The 17,047-nt window shown below is 72.9% G+C and carries 17 protein-coding genes and 1 pseudogene; 9 read left to right on the plus strand and 9 right to left on the minus strand.

What is annotated here, in order from left to right; all coding sequences use genetic code 11:
* Positions 1-55 precede the first annotated feature (55 nt).
* Genes BLV02_RS31245 through BLV02_RS31255 form a run of 3 tightly spaced genes read right to left on the minus strand, consistent with a single transcriptional unit; the run spans position 56 to position 2,231 of the window.
* Positions 56-763, minus strand: coding sequence for a hypothetical protein (locus BLV02_RS31245; protein ID WP_069112168.1), 708 nt, complete (start codon positions 761-763; stop codon positions 56-58).
* 48 nt (positions 764-811) lie between these two features.
* Positions 812-1,654 (minus strand): hypothetical protein, encoded by an 843-nt coding sequence (locus BLV02_RS31250; RefSeq protein ID WP_069112167.1) that lies wholly within the window; start codon positions 1,652-1,654, stop codon positions 812-814.
* A complete protein-coding gene (locus BLV02_RS31255; RefSeq protein WP_083288767.1) occupies positions 1,647-2,231 on the minus strand; it encodes a sigma-70 family RNA polymerase sigma factor in 585 nt (194 codons plus the stop codon). Before BLV02_RS31255 ends, BLV02_RS31250 begins: the two co-directional genes overlap by 8 nt.
* A gap of 80 nt (positions 2,232-2,311) precedes the next feature.
* Between BLV02_RS31255 and BLV02_RS31260 the strand changes: the two genes are divergently transcribed.
* Entirely contained in the window at positions 2,312-3,154 is an 843-nt protein-coding gene (locus tag BLV02_RS31260) for a phosphoribosylaminoimidazolesuccinocarboxamide synthase (RefSeq protein ID WP_069112165.1), read from the plus strand.
* Here the strand turns inward: BLV02_RS31260 and BLV02_RS31265 are convergent.
* Positions 3,132-3,848 (minus strand): annotated as a pseudogene (locus BLV02_RS31265) (DNA alkylation repair protein). The gene BLV02_RS31260 and the pseudogene BLV02_RS31265 sit on opposite strands and share 23 nt — an antisense overlap.
* Positions 3,849-4,022: 174 nt before the next feature.
* Between BLV02_RS31265 and BLV02_RS31270 the strand changes: the two are divergent.
* Together BLV02_RS31270 and BLV02_RS31275 are read left to right on the plus strand one after the other, a co-directional pair.
* Entirely contained in the window at positions 4,023-4,340 is a 318-nt protein-coding gene (locus BLV02_RS31270) for a type II toxin-antitoxin system RelE/ParE family toxin (RefSeq protein ID WP_069112322.1), read from the plus strand.
* Positions 4,330-4,650 carry a helix-turn-helix domain-containing protein gene (locus BLV02_RS31275; RefSeq protein WP_069112164.1) on the plus strand — a complete coding sequence of 107 codons (321 nt, stop codon included), beginning with the start codon at positions 4,330-4,332 and terminating at the stop codon, positions 4,648-4,650. The genes BLV02_RS31270 and BLV02_RS31275 overlap by 11 nt, the downstream gene beginning before the upstream one ends.
* 10 nt (positions 4,651-4,660) lie before the next feature.
* On the opposite strand, the gene BLV02_RS31280 is transcribed toward BLV02_RS31275, so the two are convergent.
* The 5 genes from BLV02_RS31280 to BLV02_RS31300 are packed head-to-tail and all read right to left on the minus strand — an operon-like array spanning position 4,661 to position 10,144.
* On the minus strand, positions 4,661-5,689 hold the full coding sequence (locus BLV02_RS31280) for a 2-hydroxyacid dehydrogenase (protein ID WP_069112163.1): 1,029 nt from the start codon (positions 5,687-5,689) through the stop codon (positions 4,661-4,663).
* On the minus strand, positions 5,686-7,140 hold the full coding sequence (locus BLV02_RS31285; protein WP_069112162.1) for an FGGY family carbohydrate kinase: 1,455 nt from the start codon (positions 7,138-7,140) through the stop codon (positions 5,686-5,688). Before BLV02_RS31285 ends, BLV02_RS31280 begins: the two co-directional genes overlap by 4 nt.
* Positions 7,141-7,155: 15 nt before the next feature.
* Positions 7,156-7,938 carry a DeoR/GlpR family DNA-binding transcription regulator gene (locus BLV02_RS31290; RefSeq protein ID WP_069112161.1) on the minus strand — a complete coding sequence of 261 codons (783 nt, stop codon included), beginning with the start codon at positions 7,936-7,938 and terminating at the stop codon, positions 7,156-7,158.
* Positions 7,935-8,546: a histidine phosphatase family protein gene (locus tag BLV02_RS31295; protein WP_069112160.1), complete on the minus strand. Its 612-nt coding sequence runs from the start codon at positions 8,544-8,546 to the stop codon at positions 7,935-7,937. Before BLV02_RS31295 ends, BLV02_RS31290 begins: the two co-directional genes overlap by 4 nt.
* The gene (locus tag BLV02_RS31300; RefSeq protein WP_083288766.1) at positions 8,543-10,144 is read right to left on the minus strand and encodes an FGGY-family carbohydrate kinase; all 1,602 of its coding nucleotides are present in this window, start codon (positions 10,142-10,144) and stop codon (positions 8,543-8,545) included. The genes BLV02_RS31295 and BLV02_RS31300 overlap by 4 nt, the downstream gene beginning before the upstream one ends.
* Before the next feature lie 144 nt (positions 10,145-10,288).
* Here BLV02_RS31300 and BLV02_RS31305 point away from each other — a divergent pair, with 144 nt between their 5' ends.
* The 6 genes from BLV02_RS31305 to BLV02_RS31330 all read left to right on the plus strand — a co-directional run bounded on the left by BLV02_RS31305 (position 10,289) and on the right by BLV02_RS31330 (position 16,739).
* Positions 10,289-11,098 (plus strand): DeoR/GlpR family DNA-binding transcription regulator, encoded by an 810-nt coding sequence (locus BLV02_RS31305; protein WP_069112158.1) that lies wholly within the window; start codon positions 10,289-10,291, stop codon positions 11,096-11,098.
* 596 nt (positions 11,099-11,694) lie between these two features.
* Positions 11,695-12,675 (plus strand): carbohydrate ABC transporter permease, encoded by a 981-nt coding sequence (locus tag BLV02_RS31310; RefSeq protein ID WP_069112157.1) that lies wholly within the window; start codon positions 11,695-11,697, stop codon positions 12,673-12,675.
* Positions 12,672-13,496 (plus strand): carbohydrate ABC transporter permease, encoded by an 825-nt coding sequence (locus BLV02_RS31315; protein ID WP_069112156.1) that lies wholly within the window; start codon positions 12,672-12,674, stop codon positions 13,494-13,496. The genes BLV02_RS31310 and BLV02_RS31315 overlap by 4 nt, the downstream gene beginning before the upstream one ends.
* A 35-nt stretch (positions 13,497-13,531) precedes the next feature.
* Positions 13,532-14,938, plus strand: a complete 1,407-nt coding sequence (locus BLV02_RS31320) for an ABC transporter substrate-binding protein (RefSeq protein ID WP_074946838.1) — start codon at positions 13,532-13,534, stop codon at positions 14,936-14,938.
* Positions 14,938-15,639 (plus strand): glycerophosphodiester phosphodiesterase, encoded by a 702-nt coding sequence (locus tag BLV02_RS31325; RefSeq protein WP_069112154.1) that lies wholly within the window; start codon positions 14,938-14,940, stop codon positions 15,637-15,639. Before BLV02_RS31320 ends, BLV02_RS31325 begins: the two co-directional genes overlap by 1 nt.
* Complete coding sequence (locus tag BLV02_RS31330; RefSeq protein WP_069112153.1) at positions 15,636-16,739, plus strand: phage baseplate protein; 1,104 nt, start codon at positions 15,636-15,638, stop codon at positions 16,737-16,739. The genes BLV02_RS31325 and BLV02_RS31330 overlap by 4 nt, the downstream gene beginning before the upstream one ends.
* The last annotated feature ends 308 nt before the right edge of the window (positions 16,740-17,047 follow it).

Consider the following 17,047-nt stretch of genomic DNA (forward strand, 5'->3'; position numbering starts at 1 on the left):
GCGCGCCCGGGCTGGGGCCGCGGGCCCTGTGCTCGACGCCCCGACGGTGGGCTCGTCAGGCCGAGGGGCCGGGGGCGTCGACCAGCTGCCAGCGATCGCCGTCCGCGCCACGGCGCCGGCGCAGCCACCGGTCGCCGAGGACGCCCACCAGAATCCCGCCGGCCACCGCGGGCAGCGCCCACGTCGCCGCGTCCAGCGCACCGTCCGCCGAACCCCCGGCACCGGCCGCACCGCCCGGCGGCGCCTCGGCCCCGGAACCGCCCGCGCCCGCGGCGTCCACGGCGGCACCGTCGGGGTCCTCCTCCGCCGGCCGCTGCCGGGTCCGTCCCATCATCCCGAGGTCGGTCAGGAGTTCGTCGAGCACGTCGACGTCGGCGGGCCGGTGCCAGATCCCGTCGCCGTCCCACTCGATCGGTCCGCCGCCCATGGACTGGGACGTGTGGATCCACTCGGGCCTGCCGTCGTCGTCGAAGGTGATGCGGTCGATGCGCCACGGCTGCACGTCGTGGATCATCCAGGTGACGACGATCTGGTCGCCGCCGATGCCGGGTGGCGCGACGTCGGGCCTCGCCGCGACCGGCTCGGATCCGAGCTGCGACATCAGCGTCGTGTACGCCGAGTTCGTCGTGTGCAGCGATGCGGTGCGGCCGGTGGACGGCGACACCAGCAGCACGCTGGTCGGCCCGCCGGCCGGCGCGGGGGCGGCGGCGAACAGGAGGGCGCCGAGTGCGAGGAGAACGGCGGCCGGACGGGCGAGACGCATGACGGCTCCAGGTGGTCGGGGTCGTTGCCTCGACTACACCGGCCGGGTTCAGCCGGTTCCCAGCGCCGACGCGGCGATCTCGACGGCGCGGCCGCGGTCGCCGGCGCCCTCGAGCCGGAACGTCACGCCGTCGTCGACCCAGACGAGGGTCGGGCCGGCGACGCGCGCCGACTCGGTCCGCTCGCGGCCGTCCGGCGCCAGCAGGACGAGGTCGTGCGGCACGCCGAACCACCACGCGTCCCGGCCGGCCACCGTGAGCGTGGTCGCCGTCGAACCGAGCACCGCCGTCTTGAGATACACCGGCGACAGCGGGTCGGCGACCTGATCGAGCCGGACGGTGCCGGGGCCGGAGCCCCAGCTCAGCGACAGCACACGGTCGTCGGCCGACACCTCGACGCCGTCGGGCGCGCCGAGGACCGGCGGCACGACCGGGGTGAGCCCGGTCCGCTCCGCCGCGGCGTCCAGCGAGAGCCCTGCCGGCGCTGGCTGCGGGGCCGACGCGGACGGCTGCGACGGGCCGGGCCGGACAGCGACCGCGCCGATCCCGAGCCACTCGCCGACGGCGGCCCGCACCGGCGCCGTCAGCCCCAGCGCCACCAGCACCGCGACGGCGACGACCGCGAGCCGGCGCCCCGGGCCGGCGCCCCACGACCACTGCGCGATGCGGCCGGCGGCCAGCCGCAACCGCGTGACCTGGCCGGCGGCCCATGGCCACCGCGCGGCCGGGTCCGGCGTCCGCCGCCACCATGCGGCCCGGGCCGGCGCGGGGGAGGTGTCGAGGCGGTTCAGGACGGACGTGGCCACCTCGGCCGGCGCCGGCCCGGCGTCGTCGATGGCCGTGGCGGCCGAGCGGCCGAGGGCGCGCAGCTCGCGCTCGAGGGCGTCATCCATGGTCAACCTCCTGGGCGGGCGTGGCGGCCGCGGGCGCCAGCTCGGTCCGCAACCGGCGCAGCGCCCGGTGCAGCCGCGACTTCACCGTGCCGCGCGGCCAGCCGAGCACCGTCGCCGTCTCCTCCTCGTCCAGGTCGAGCAGGTACCGGCAGGCGACGACCTGACGTTGCGGCTCGGGCAGCGACCGCAGCGCCGTCATCAGCACCGCGCGCCGCTCGCCCGTCAGCGCCGTCGCCGCGGGGTCGTCGACGGCCATGTCGGCGCCGGCGGCGTCGAGCAGGAAGGATCGGTCCGCCGCCGCGCGGTACCGGCGGGCCGCCCGCGCGTTGTTGCGGGTCTCGTTGAGCACGATCCGCAGCAGCCACGGCCGGAACGGTGCGCCGTCGCGGAAGCTGCCGATGGTGCGGTAGGCCTTGACGAACGCCACCTGGACGACGTCGTCGGCGTCCGGGCCGGCGCCCGCCACCACCGCGAGCCGGCGCGCGTCGGCGGCGTGCCGGCGCACGAGGACGGCGTACGCGTCGGCGTCTCCGGCGCGTACGCGGGCGATGGCGGCCTGCTCGGTCTCGTCGGCGATGGTTCGGTCCTCGTGTCGTCGTTCTGCCGTTCATACACCGCGCGGGCCGCCGCGGTTCCCCGCTGTGCTAGAACGGCGCCGTGCAGCTTCTTCACAAGGGCAAGGTCCGCGACGTCTACTCCGACCGGCCGGGCGAGGTGATCCTCGTGGCGTCGGACCGCGTCTCGGTCTACGACGTCGTGCTGCCGACGCCGATCCCCGACAAGGGGAAGGTGCTGACGTCGCTCTCGCTCTGGTGGTTCGACCAGCTCGCCGACGTCGTCGCGAACCACGTCATCTCCGCCGACGACGTGCCGGACGAGTGGCGCGGCCGGGCCATCCGCTGCCGCCAGGTCGAGATCGTCCCGGTGGAGTGCGTCGCGCGCGGCTACCTCGCCGGCTCCGGCTGGACGTCGTACCAGGAGACCGGCGCGGTGTCCGGGGTGCCGCTGCCGCCCGGCCTGGTCGAGGGTGACCGCCTCCCGGAGCCGATCTTCACGCCGACGACGAAGACGCCGCCCGAGCTGGGCCACGACGAGCCCATGACGTACGCGGAGGTCGAGGCGCAGGTCGGCGCGCCGGTGGCGGCGCAGCTGCGCGACCTCACCCTGACGCTGTACCGGCGGGCGGCGGAGCTGATGGAGCGGCGCGGCATCCTGCTCGTCGACACCAAGGTCGAGTTCGGCCTGGCTCCCGACGAAAGCTTGCTGCTGGCCGACGAGGTCATCACGCCCGACTCGTCCCGGTTCTGGGCGGCGTCGCAGTGGGCGCCGGGGCGGCGTCAGGTCTCCTACGACAAGCAGGTCGTGCGCGACTGGGCGCAGGACCTCGGCACCTGGGACAAGACCCCGCCCGGACCGGCCGTCCCGGACGAGATCGTCGAGAAGACCCGCGCCGTCTACATCGAGATGTACGAGCGCATCACCGGCCGGACGTGGTCCTAGCCGCCCGGTAGTGCTCGCGCTGCGCCGGCTCGAGGTGCTCCATGGCGTAGCGCAGCATGACCCGCGGCATCGTCGCGGCGTGCCGGTCGAGGAAGGCGAGCAACCGGTCGCGGTCGTGGTCGCCGGCCGCGCGCAGCCAGCCGCCGGTCGCCTTGTGCACGAGGTCCTCGGGATCGTCCAGCAGCAGTTCGGCGATCGCGAACGTGTCGCCGACGTCGCCGGCCCTGATGAAGTACGCCGTCGCGGTGATGGCCGTGCGGCGCTCCCACCGGTTCGGCGACCGGGCCAGCTCGTAGAGCACGTCACGCGGCTCGTCGGCCAGGTACCCGCCGACGACGTACGGGGCGGCGAGGTCGACGAGGTCCCAGTTGTCGATGCGATCGTGCCGGCGCAGGTAGAGCTCGTACAGCTCGCGGCGGCGGTCCGGTGACGTCCGCTTGCGGCGGGCCTGCTTGTCCATGACGCTCAGCGCGCCGGCCCGCACCTCGTGGACGTCGGACTCCAGCAGCCGCTCCAGCTCGGCCGGCGGCAGCTCGATGAACTCCTTGGCCAGTGCGAACACCGTCCCCATGCGCACGCCGAGGAAGACGCCGCTGGTGCCGTCCTTGAAGTAGCGCTAGATCTTGCGCAGCTCGTCGTCGGACTGGTGCTCGCGGAGCCGTCGTTCGAACTCCGCGGCGTCGAGGTCGGCCATACCGGATCGTAGCGATTCCCGTCGGGCAACCGTTTCGGTGCCGGCTGAGCCCGGTCGGGCTAACTTCCGGGCTAACCCCTTCCGGCAGAGTGCAGGAGTTCTAGAACCCTGATACTCTACGGAGGCGCGGTTGTGGCATGGGAGGTCTACGTACTCGACGACGTCGAGCAATGGATGTTCGGACTCGACAAACGGGCATTCAACCGAATTCAGCAAGCGATCGATCAGCTGGAGAGCGTCGGCCCGGGGTTGGGGCGTCCCACGGTCGACACGATCAAAGGCAGCCGGCATCCGAACCTGAAGGAGCTGCGGGCCGGAACGGTCCGCATCCTGTTCGCGTTCGACCCCGTCCGCAGGGCGGTGTTGCTGGTGGCCGGCGACAAACTGGGACTCTGGTCGCGGTGGTACAAGGTGGCGGTGCCGCTGGCCGAGCGCAGGTTCGACGACTGGCTGGCGGAGCTGGCCGGGGAGAGGAGCGACGATGGCCGATAAGCCGAAGTGGGTGCGCTGGGAGGACGTCAAGGCCAAGCGGCCCACCACACCGGAGGAGCGCGAGGAGGCACGCCGGGCCAACGAGGCCGAGGTCGCGGCCTGGCGGCTGGCGGAGATCCGCCGCGAGCAGCGCCGGACGCAGGCACAGATCGCCGAGGCCATGGGCGTCGGGCAGCGGCGGGTGTCCGACATCGAGTCGGCGGCGCTGCTCCGCACCGAGGTGTCGACCATCGACTCCTACGTCGCGGCACTCGGCGGCCGGCTGCGCCTCATCGCGGAGTTCGGCGATCAGGTCATCCCGCTGCGCTGACGCAGGTCGGTCAGCCCAGCGCCGCGGGGTTCACCAGGCCGGGCGGCCGGTCGCCGGCCAGGAAGGCGGCCACCGCGGCGGCGCCCAGCTCGGCGGCGCGGTGTGCGGTCTGACGGGTCGCGCCGGCGAGATGGGGCGTCATCACGACGCGGTCCGACCGCAGCAGCGGCCAGTCCGCGGGCGGCGGCTCGGCCGGGAAGACGTCGAAGCCGGCGCCGGCCACGTGGCCGCTGTCCAGCGCCGCCGCGAGCGCGTCGTAGTCGACGAGGCCGCCGCGGGCGGAGTTGACGACGTAGCCGCCCGGCCGCATCGCCGCCAGCGCGGCCGCGTCGATCATCCCGGCGGTCTCCGGGGTGAGCCGCGCGTGCAGGCTGACGACGTCGCTGCGCGACAGCAGCTCGTCCAGGCCGACCAGCGCGACACCGCCGGGCAGCGAGTCGGCCGCGACGAACGGGTCGGCCACCAGCACCTGGGCATCGAACGCCAGCAGCATGCGGGCCACCCGCGACCCGATCGCGCCGTACCCGACCAGCCCCACCGTCGACCCGCCCAGCTCCAGCCCGCACTCGTCGTAGGCGTACAGGTCGCTGCGCCACTCGCCGGCGGCGACGGTGCCGTGGATGCGCGGGATCGCCCGCACCGTGCTCAGGATCAGCGTCAGCGCGTGCTCGGCCGCCGCGACGGCGTTCCGGCCCGGCGTGTTGCACACCAGCACGCCGCGCTCGGTGCACGCGTCGACGTTGACGTTGACGGGGCCGCCGCGGGTGCACACGACCAGCCGCAGCGACGGCGCCGCCGCCAGCACGCGTTTGGTGACCGGCGCCATCTGGGTGACGATCACCTCGGCGTCGCCGGCCAGATCGGACAGTTCGTCCTCGACGTCGGAGGCCTCGTCGACCTCCGCGACCCGGCCGAACGGGACGAGCGGCCAGGGCAGCTCGAGCGTCCGCAGGTCGTGCTCGCCGGCCGCCGCGCGCAGGCGGTCGGCCAGCAGGTCGTTCCGGACGAAGTGGTCCCCGGCCAGCAGGATCCGGTTCATGCGTTCCCTTCCGATGCGTGCGACCAGGTCTCCCGCGCGGCGGCGACCCGGTCGAGGTAGGCGGCGAATCCGTCGTCGTAGTGCGCGCGATGAGTGGTGGACGGCTCGATGGTGTGTGCGGGGACCGGCCAGCCGGGCGTCTCGCCGCGGGCCTCCAGCGCCGACAGCACCGTGCCGTACGCACCGGCCTGCGGCACGTCGACGACGTCCAGCGGGCGGCCGAGCACGTCGGCGAAGAGCTGCGTCCACGCCGCGCTCTGCGCGCCGCCGCCGCAGACGGCCAGTCGCCCGGTCAGCCCGGCCGCGTCGAAGCAGTGCCGCGCCGCGTACGCGAGACCCTCGCAGAGGGCGCGGACGAGATCGGCCCGCGACGTCGCGAGGTGCAGGCCGTCGAACCGGCCGCGCGCGGACGCCTCGACGAACGGCGCGCGCTCGCCCGACGCGGACCAGTACGGCAGCACCGTCACCCCGCGGGCGCCCGGCGGCGACTCGGCCAGCAGCCCGGCCAGCGCCGACACCGGCGCCCCGATCAGCTGCAGCAGCCAGTCCAGTGACGCGGTGCCGACCATCGCCGGCATCGCCCGGATCCACCGCTCCGGCTGCCACGTCGCCAGCAGCAGCCCGGCACGGTGCGGGATCGGACCGGGGTCCGCCGTCATGACCTGGCAGGCCAGCGTGGTCCCGACGATCAGCAGGCCGTCGCCGGGCGCGACCGTGCCGCTGCCGCGGGCCGACGCGAGCAGGTCGTACGGCCCGGCGCTCACCGTCGTCCCGGCGGGCAGCCCGAGCGCGCCCGCCGCACCGTCCGCCAGCCCCGCCGCCGGACCGCCCGGCCCGACGACCGGCGGCAGCAGCTCGCGCCGGTGCTCCAGCCCGGTGAGCCGCAGGACGTCGTCGGACCAGTCGCGCGTCCGCGGGTCGAGGAACGGGTACGACGCGTCGGACAGGTCGACGGCGCGCACGCCGGTGAGCCGCCGGAACACGGTGCCGACGCAGTGCGTGGCGGTGGCGGCGCGGTCGAGGACACCGGGGTCGTCGCGGTCGAGGGCGGCCAGGATCGCCGCCGACGCGCCGGGGAAGATCATGCCGCCGTTCTGGGCGAGAACGGCGTCGGCGGTGCCGTCGCGGTCCCACCGGCGGACGACGTCGGCGGCGCGGCCGTCCAGCCAGGACGCGGCCGGCCGCACCGGGGCGCCGTCGGCGTCGGACAGCCAGCAGCCGTCGCCCTGGCCGGTGAGCGCGACCAGCTCGGGCCGGCCGGGCAGCTCGTCCGCGACGGCCCGGATCACGCTGGTCACCGAGCTGACGACGGCGTCGGCGTCCTGCTCGACGCGGCCGCCGTCGCCGTGGGTCAGCTCGGTCGGGACGCTGTGCACGCACAGCTCGGCGCCGTCGTCTCCGTAACCGACGGCCTTGGTCAGCGTGGTGCCGATGTCGACGCCGATGTACATGCCGCCTCCTCGCGGTCAGGGGGTGTCGAGTGGTGCGACGTGGACGTTCACGCGGCGGTCGCGCAGCGCCCGGACGACGTCCGCGGGCGTGCCGCCGTCGACCACGACGTCGTCGAAGTCGGTGAGCGGCGCCAGTTGGTGCAGCGCGGTGCCGCCGAGTTTGGTGTGGTCCATGAGCAGCACCTTGCGGGTCGCCGAGCGCATCATGGCCCGCTTGACCAGCACGATCTCCTGCTCCTGGTGGTAGGTCAGCCCGCCCGACGCCGCCGACGTCGAGGTCAGCAGCACGTCGGCGCGCAGCGACTCGATCGCCTCGATGCACGGCACGCCCAGGAACGAGTCGTGCGTCGGGTAGTACTCGCCGCCCAGCGAGATCAGCCGGACCCGGTCGGCGCGGCTCATGGCGTTGATGACCTGCAGGAAGTTCGTGATGACGGTGAGCGGTGCGGCGTCGGTGAGCAGTTCCGCGACCCCGAGCGTCGTCGTCGAGTCGTCCAGCATGACCGCCATGCCCGGCTCGATCAGTGTGCGCGCGAACCGGGCGATCGCCGCCTTCTCGGCGCGCGCGGTGCGCAACCGGTAGGCGACGTTGCTCTCGAACACGCTGGACGGCTGGGCGCTGACGCCGCCGTGGAACTTGCGGACGACGCCTTGGCGCTCGAGCTCGTCGAGGTCGCGGTGGACGGTCATGAGGCTGACGCTGAAGGTCTCGGCCAGCTGGCTCGCGGTGACGGAGCCCTCGCGCAGCACGTGGTCGGCGATGCGGTCCTGGCGGACGCTGCGGCTGGTCTGCGTCATCGTCGCGGCGCTTGGTTGTAGTGGTCGAGCATGACGGCCGCGCCGGTGAAGCTGAGCTGCGTCGTCGCCGTCGGGTCCGGGCCGCGCAGGACGGTGCGGTAAGCGCGCAGCGGGATGCCGGTGAGCCGGCAGACGACCAGCCGCATCAGCGTGTTGTGGCAGACGATGAGGACGTGCTGGTCCGGGTGGCGGGCGGCGATCTCGCGCAGCGCCTGCTCCGCGCGGTCCGCGGCGGCCTCCGGGTGCTCGCCGCCGGGCAGGTGGTGGGTGACCGGGTCGCGGACGAACGCGGCGGCGGCCTCGGGGTCGTCGGCGCGCACCTCGGCGAGCGTGCGGCCCTCGGCGTGGCCGAAGTCCAGCTCGCGCAGCCGCGGGTCGACCTCGACCTCCAGCCCGGTGACGTCGGCGACGGCGGCCGCGGTCTGGCGGGAGCGGAGCAGGTCGGACGCGTAGAGGGCGGCGGGCGCGTGCTCCTTCGCGTGGGCGGCGAGCACCTCGGCCTGCGCCCGGCCGACGTCGTCGATGCCGATGTCGCTGGAGCCGGTGTACCGGTTGCCCTCGTGCCAGGGTGTGCGGCCGTGCCGGGCCAGCGTGATGGTGGTCGTCATGGGGCGTACCTGCCGCTCAGCCGCTGCGCGGCGGTCGATGTGGTGGCCTGAGGGTCGCCGGGGCCGTCGCCGTGGCCGTCGTCGTCGACGGGGCGGGCGGCGTCGAGGTGACCGCGCCGGGTGAGCTCGGCGACCAGGCGGTCGTAGCCCTCGGTGAGCCGTTCGTGCGCGACGGCGCGGGGCTCGACGACCGCGCGGCGCCCGACCATCACGGCGGCGCGGTCGGTGACCGTCGCCTTCGCGTCGGCGTGGTGACCGGAGGCGGAGGCGAGCACAGCCATGCCGTACGCCGGCTCCGGCGTGCGCGGGATGACCAGCGGACGTCCGAGCACGTCGGCGCGCAACTGGTTCCAGTAGTCGCTGCGCGTACCACCACCGGTGATACGGATATCACCGTCGGTGGGAGCCCCGAGCGCGGCGAGCCGCTCGAAGCAGAGCCGCTCGACGTAGGCGACGCCCTGGACGACGGCGGCGTAGCGCTCGGCCCGGGACGACGTGGCGCCGAGCTCGAAGCGGGTCGCGTCGGGGCGGACGAACGGGAACCGCTCGCCGCGCGCCGTCAGCGGGTAGATGACGGCACCGGCCGGCTCGAAGCGGCGGCCGGCCTCGGCGGCGAGCGCGTCGAGGTCGTCGTCGGCGAACTCGCCCGCGACGGCGCCCGCCCCGACGTTGGACGCGCCGCCGGGCAGCCAACCGCCGTCGGGGTGGCGGTGGCTGTAGACGGCGCCCGCGGGATCGTCGATGAGCGTGGCCGAGACGCCCTTGAGCACCAGCGTCGTGCCGAGGACGGAGTTCCAGGAGCCGACGGTCAGGGCGCCGGCCGCGATCTGTGCCGCGCACCCGTCCGTCATGCCCGCGACGACCGGGGTGCCGGCCGGGATGCCGGTGTGCTCGGCAGCCGCCGCCGTGACGGTGCCCAGCGTGCTGCCCGGCGGCACGACGGCCGGCAGTGTCGCCGGGTCGACGTCGGCGGCCGCGAGGAGCGCCGCGTCCCACCGTCCGGCCACGACGTCGTAGCCGGATTTCAGCGCGTGGCTGCTGTCGGTGTCGACCCGGTGCCCGACCAGCGCCGCCGCGATGACGTCGGCGCTGTGCAGGACGTGGCGGCCGGACAGCCCGGTGGTCGTATGGTGCCGGAACAGCCAGTCGATCTTCGGCAGCGCCCACGACAGCTGCACGGCGGCACGGGTGACGCCCAGGCGTGCGTTCAGGCGCGCCAGCTCGTCGACCGCGCGAGCGTCGTCGTACATGAGGGCGGGGGTGAGGGGTGCGCCGTTGTCGTCGCCGAGGAGGACGGTGCCCGAGGTGCTGCAGATGGCGACCGCGCCGACGACGACCGCGCCGCCCGTACCGGCCACGCCCGGCCGTTGCGCCGGCGGCAACGCGCCGAACGCCTGCCGCGACGCCTCGCCGACGGCCTCCCACCACTGGTGCGGGTCCTGCTCGTGCCGCCGGTCGCCGTCGCTGCGCCGGTGGCTGGTGAGCCGGGCCGACCCGAGCGCGAGCACCCGCCCGGCGTCGTCCGCGAGGAGGACGCGCACGCTCTGGGTCCCGAGGTCGATGCCCACCCGGATGACGTCAGCCGGCCTCGGATCCATATGCACCCCGTCGCCTCGATGTCTGCGCGTGTCAGCCAGCACGTTATCGCATAGATAACACGTCTGGATGTTAAAGATAACCCATCTGGCGGTGGAACGAAGTGGTGCGCGCCAATGACCGGACACTGCGCCAGACTGTTCCGCATGAAGCCGCCCACCCGTCCCGCCGACGCGCCGTCGCGGCGCACGCTCGCCCGTGAGGCGCGGCAGCAGGCGATCGTGTCGCACGTGGTCGCTCACGGCGTCGCCTCGGTCTCGGAGCTGACCGAGCTGACCGGGGCCAGCGTCATGACGGTCCACCGCGACCTCGACGAGCTGGCCCGCCGCGGCGTCGTGCGGAAGTTCCACGGCGGCGTCTCCGCGCAGCCGTCGACGGTGTTCGAGAGCAGCTCCGAGTACCGGCTCCGGGTGCAGGTCAAGGAGAAGGAGGCGCTGGCGTCGGCGGCGCTGGGCATGATCGAGCCGGGCATGTCGATCATGCTCGACACCTCCACCACCAACCTCTTCGTCGCCCGCAGCCTCGGCGACCTGCGGCTCGGCCCGCTGACGGTCGTGACGAACTACCTGCCGATCATGCAGGTGCTGAAGACGACGCCGGACATCCACCTGATCGGCGTCGGCGGCGACTACAACGCCACCCACGACGCGTTCCTGGGGCTCAGCGCCATCGAGGCGATCGGCGCTCTCACCACCGACATCGTCTTCCTCAGCACGTCTGCCATGACGATGTCGACCACCTATCACCAGGAACCTGAGATCGTTACCGTCAAGCGCGCGATGATGGCGGCCGGCCGGCGGCGCATCCTGTTGATGGATCCCACGAAGCTCAACCGCACCGCGCTGCACCGACTGGCTCCGACGTCGGAGTTCAACGCCGTGGTCGTGAACTCCGCGGTGGGTGAACGCGCGCTGGCTGAACTGCGCGATCACACCATCGTGGTGGCGGTCTCCTGAGCGTTCGCGGCGCGTGCTGCCACAGCCACGCTCACGCCACAGCTGTCCCGCGGGCCACGGCGGCGCCCGGTGCCGCACTCGCACGCGGTGTCGCTGCCGTACGCGGCGCAGCGCCCGTGAGCGCCACAGTGGCCGGTGTCGCGCCTGGATGCGGCGGGGCAGTCGCGCGCCGCGTCGAGGTTGGGTGCCGTGTCGCGCCTGGATGCGGCGGGGCAGTCGCACGCCGCGTCGAGGTTGGGTACCGTGTCGCGCCTGGGCGCGGCGGGGCAGTCGCGCGCCGCGCCGTAGCTGGCCGCCGTGTGGCACCTCGCGGCGCCGCCGCAGCCGCGCTGGCCGGGGCCGGTATCGGCGATGACCCGCGGCTCGCCGCCGCACTCAGCGCGATGGCCGCAGCCGCTGGCGCAACCCCGCCGACCCGGCCGGATGAGGCCCGAAGCGACCGTGATCCGGCCTGGTCGCGGGCCGGTCGCCGGGTGGCTGCTTGCCGTTCATCTCTTCGTGGAAGTTAAGTCTATCGTTCTTTGTGTTAAGTCTGTTACGGTCCCTCTCACACCACATCCATCGGCCGACTGCGACCGTCACGTCGGGAGGCGTTCGTGACCACCACCACCGCCGATCGGCAGAGCCAGGCCGACGGCGCGAGCACGGGCGGCGGCGCCGTTCCGACGGCGCGCGGCCGCCGCCGGGAGCGGCACCACTGGCGCCGTCGCCGCAAGGAGTACGCGCTCTTCCTGCTGATGATCTCGCCGAACCTGCTGATCATCGGCACCTTCGACTACTGGCCCGTCATCTACAACGCGTGGCTGAGCCTGACCCGCTGGAACATGCTGTCCGGCACGCCGCGGTACGTGGGCCTGCAGAACTACGAGAACCTGTTCAGCAGCTCCAGCTTCCACGGGATCCTGTGGAACACCCTGACGTTCAGCGCGGCGATCGTGATCGGCAGCGTCATCCTCGGCCTCGCCGTCGCGCTGCTGTTCGACCAGAAGCTGCGCGGCCGGGGCATCGTCCGGACCGCCGCGTTCGCTCCGCACATCGTCAGCGGCGCCGCCGTCGCGACGCTGTGGCTGTTCATCTTCGACCCGGCCTACGGGCTGACGCGGGTGGTGCTCGACCCGTTCGGGGTGGCGTCGCCGAGATGGGTGAACGACGCGGACTGGGCGATGATCGCGCTGATCATCGCGTACCTGTGGAAGGGCCTCGGGTTCGTCGCGATCGTGTACCTCGCCGGGCTGCAGAACCTCCCAGAAGAACTGTACGAGGCGGCCAAGCTCGACGGCGCCGGCACGTGGACGACGTTCCGGCGGATCACGCTGCCGCTGTTGTCGCCGGTGACGTTCTTCGTGCTGGTCACGTCGATCATCGGCACGTTCCAGGCGTACGACATGATCGCCGTCCTCACCGGTGGAGGACCGGGCGACGCCACGACCACCTTGTCGTGGTACGTCTACCAGCAGGGCTTCCGCGCCTCTGACGCCGGCACCGCCGCCGCGGCCGCCATGCTGCTGTTCTTCATCCTCCTCATCGTCACGGGCCTGCAGACCAGGTTCGTCCAGCGCAAGGTGCACTACACATGACCGCCGCACGGTTGCGACGGGTGCTGCTGTACGCCGGCCTGGTGGCCGTCGGGCTGCTGTTCATCGGCCCGATGTACTGGCTGTTCTCGTCGGCTCTCAAAGAATCTGGCGACATCTACCAGTTCCCGCCCCGCTGGCTGCCCGGCTGGCACTTCGAGAACTTCGCCGAGGCGTGGCGGGCCGCCCCGTTCGGCGACTTCTTCGTCAACTCCGTCATCGTCACCGCGGGCGGCGCCACCATCAAGCTGGTCAACGCGACGCTCACGGCGTACGCGTTCGTGTTCCTGCGGTTCCCCTACAAGAACGTGATCTTCCTGGTGATGCTCGGCGCGCTGATGGTGCCGAACAACGTCACGTTGATCGTCAACTACATCACCGTGTCGAACCTCGGCTGGATCAACACCTACCTGGGGCTGATCGTGCCCAGCGCCGGCTCGGTGTTCGGCATGTTCCTGCTGCGCCAGTACATGCTCACGCTGCCCGGCGACATCGTCGAGGCGGCGCGGGTGGACGGCGCGGGGCACCTGCGCATCATGTGGCAGGTCGTGCTGCCGATGTGCAAGCCGATGCTGGTCACGGTCGGCATCATCGCCGTCGTCGACATGTGGAACGACTTCATCTGGCCGCTGATCGTCACCAACACCGTCGAGATGCGGACGCTGCCCATCGGACTGCTCTACCTGCGCTCCAACGAGGGCTACGCGAACTGGGGCGCGATCATGGCCGGCACGGTGATGGTCGCACTCCCGATGCTCATCCTCTTCCTCCTCGCCCAGCGGCAGATCACCCGCGGGCTGACCGGCGGGGCCGTCAAGGGCTGACCCCCGCCTGCTCGTCACGAAAGGACGCACCCCCCATGCGACACCGCACCGTACTGCGACCCTCCCAGCCGAGCCGACGCGACTTCCTCGCCATGGCGGCGGCCGCCGGCGTCGCCGTCCCGCTGCTCGGCTGCGCGGGCGGCGTCACCGACGACGGCGGCAGCGACGACGGCACCGGCGACCCCGGCGGCAATCTCGACCAGGTCGACATCAGCCCGCCGTCGCAGTACGCCGGCCGCGTCAACGTCGCCATGTGGAGCGCGATGAGCGGCGTCAACGGCGAGGCGCTGGCCGCGCTGGTGGAGAGCTTCAACCAGTCGCAGGAGGACATCTACGCCGAGGTCCAGTTCCAGGGCGCGTACCCGGAGTCGGCGTCGAAACTCACCGCCGCGCTGCGGGCCGGCGCCGTCCCTGACGTCATGATGCTCGCCGACACGTTCTGGGGCCGCTTCCTCATCAATGACGCGCTGGAGCCGCTGAACGGCTACTTCGGCGACGACTTCGGCCGCGACGACTACGTCGAGGCCCTCTACGACGAGGGGCTGGTCGGCGACGAGCTGTACTGGCTGTCGTTCGGTCGCAGCACGCCGCTGTTCTACTACAACAAGACGGTGTTCCAGCAGCTCGGCCTGCCCGACCGCGGTCCCGAGACGTGGACGGAGCTACGCGAGTGGTCGGCGGAGATCTCGCAGCTCAGCGTCAACGGCCAGCCGCTGAAGGCGCACGCGTTCACCGGTGACGACGACTGGCAGTTCATGGCCGCGACCTGGCAGTTCGGCGGCAAGCTGTCCGAGGGCCTGGACGTCACCATCGACTCCGGCGGCGCCGTCGACGCGGCCCGCTGGCACCAGGAGTACATCTTCCAGGACAACTACGGCTACCTCGCGCAGGCGGCCGGCACCGACTTCGGCACCGGCGTCGTCGCCACCGCGATCACGTCGACCGGCGGGCTGCGCGGCATCTACGAGGCGTCCGCCAGCGCCGGGTTCGAGGTCGGCACCGCGTTCCTGCCGAAGGAGGTGGACAGCGGCGTGCCGACCGGCGGCATGGGGTTCTCGCTGCTCAAGGGTGCCGCGAAGGAGCGGAAGGACGCCGCGTTCGAGCTGCTGAAGTTCCTCGGCCAGCCCGAGAACGCCGCCGAGTGGACGCTCGCGACCGGCTACCTGCCGATCGTCAAGGCCTCGATGGACGTCCCCGATCTCGCGGACACCCTGGCCAGCGACCCGAACTTCAACGTCGCCGTCGAGCAGCTGCCCGAGGCGAAGGGCAGCGACGCGATCCGGTCCTACCTGCCCAACGGCACCGACCTCATCATCAGCGGCCTGCAGCGCATCTACAGCGACGGCAGCGAGGACCCGCAGGACGTGTTCGACGAGGTCGCCGAGCAGCTGCGGCAGGGCGTCGAGGACATCCGGCCCGCCTACGAGGAGTACTTCGGCTGATGACGCTGAGCGTGTGCGCGCACCGCGGGTCGCCGTCGGTGCTGCCGGAGAACACCGTCGGGTCGTTCCTGCAGGCGGTCGAGGAGGGCGCCGACGAGATCGAGCTGGACCTGCGGCTGTCGGCCGACGGGCGGCTGGTCGTCATGCACGACGCGACGGTCGACCGGACGACGGACGGCACCGGCGCCGTCGCGGAGCTGACGCTGCGGCAGCTCCAGGCGCTCGACGCCGGCGGCGGCGCGTGGATCCCGTCGTTCGAGGAGGTGCTGGACGGCGTCGGCGCGCGGCTGCAGGTGGAGATCAAGGCGCCGGAGGCGGCCGGCCCGCTCGCCGAGCTGCTGCGTGACCGTCCCGACGACCTCGCCCGCATCTCGCCGTGCTGCTTCGACCCGGACGTCGTCGCCGAACTGGTGCGGCTGTTCCCGGACGCGCCGGTCGGGCTGATCGCGTCCGGCGGGTCCGCCGAGTCGCTCGATCGCGCCGTCGAGCTGGGTGCGTCGCGTGTGTTGTTCGGCTGGGCCGGCACCGACCGCGCGCTGGTCGAGAAGGCGCAGGCCCACGGCCTGGAGTTCAGCGTCTGGCTGGTCAACACGCCGGAGCAGCTGCGCGACGCGCAGGCCCTCGGCGTCGACGGGTTCACCACCGACGAGACGGCCGTCATCGCGGCCGAGCTCGCACGGATCGAGGAGGCGGCATCATGACGGAACTTTCGCGGCGGGCGTTCGTGCGGCTCGGCGGTGCGGCGGCGGGTGCCGGCGCGCTGGCGGCGGCGGGGACGACGGCAGCGGCGGCGGCCGGGCGGGGCGCGGCAGCGTCGGCCGAGCGCACTGCGGCGTCGGCCGGGCTGCCCGGACGGGCCCGTCCGTTCGACCTGACCACGCCGGCCGAGCCGTTCCTCGTCAACGTCGGCCTGCACGACCAGCGGACGATCATGCAGTCGTTCGCCGTCGACAGTCCCGGCGGGCACGTCTACGTCGTGCAGATCACCCAGGGCGGGACCGTCCTCCCCGGCGACGCACCCGGCGACGAGGCGTACGCGCGCCGGGTCGCTCGCGGTGACCTCACGCTGTCCAAGCTCGACCTCGCCGGGAACCTGCTCGGGCACATGTATCTCAAGCGGTTCGGGCACGGCGTCGCGATCGGTGTGGAAAGGTCCGGCCGCGACGTCCACCTGTGGACAGAGGTCGACGCCGTCACCGAGGGCACGAGCGGGTGGGGGACGCGGCTGCTGCGGTTCCCGTTCGCCGACGGCACGGTCATCGACGCCGACGCGACGCCGGGCCTGCAACGGCGCGAACTGCTGCCCGGCGTCGACCGCACCACCTGCAACGTCGACCCCGTCCACCGCACGCTGGTCATGCGGTACCGCCGCGACGGCGCGTTCCGATACGCGCTCTTCGACCTCGACGACGTGCGGCGCGAGCAGCCGGCGTACGTGCCGGTCGCCGACGTCGCGCAGCCGGACGTGCTCAGCGGCGGCCCGGTCTTCCAGGGCTACGCGACGTACGGGCGCGACCTCTATCTCTACGACGGGCAGATCTACAGCGACACCAATCCGCCGTCGGGGCAGGGCAACGCGCACCTGACCCGGGTCGACTGGCGCACCGGCGCCGTCGCGGAACGGATCCGCACGACCGACGGGCACGAACTGCACCGGCGCGAACCCGAAGGCCTCGGCGTCTGGCTCGCCTCGCCGGGACGGCGGCCGACGGCGCGGCTCGGGTTCGCGTTCGGCACCAGCGTGACCGCCAACCCGGACGACGACCGCCTCTGCACGATCCTGACGAAGCGGCTCGGCTGAGGACGTGAGCCGGTGACCCCCGGGGTAGGGGCGGGGTGGTGTCGGGTGAGGTGACGTAGGTGCCAACTGTTGGCTCTCAGGTCACCCTCTCCGCACGCACCTCGTCCTGGCCGCGGACGTCGACGGAGCCCGGGGCTGGGGGCTGGGGTGGTGTCGGGGGAGGTGACGTGGGCGCCAACTGGTGGCGCTCAGGTCACCCTCCCCGCACGCACCTCGTCCTGGCCGCGGACGTCGACGGAGCCAGGGGCTGGGGCTGGGGCGGGGGCTGGGTGAGGTGACGTGGGCGCCAACTGTTGGCGCTCAGGTCA

The sequence above is a fragment of the Jiangella alba genome (assembly GCF_900106035.1).
Classification (GTDB): domain Bacteria; phylum Actinomycetota; class Actinomycetes; order Jiangellales; family Jiangellaceae; genus Jiangella; species Jiangella alba.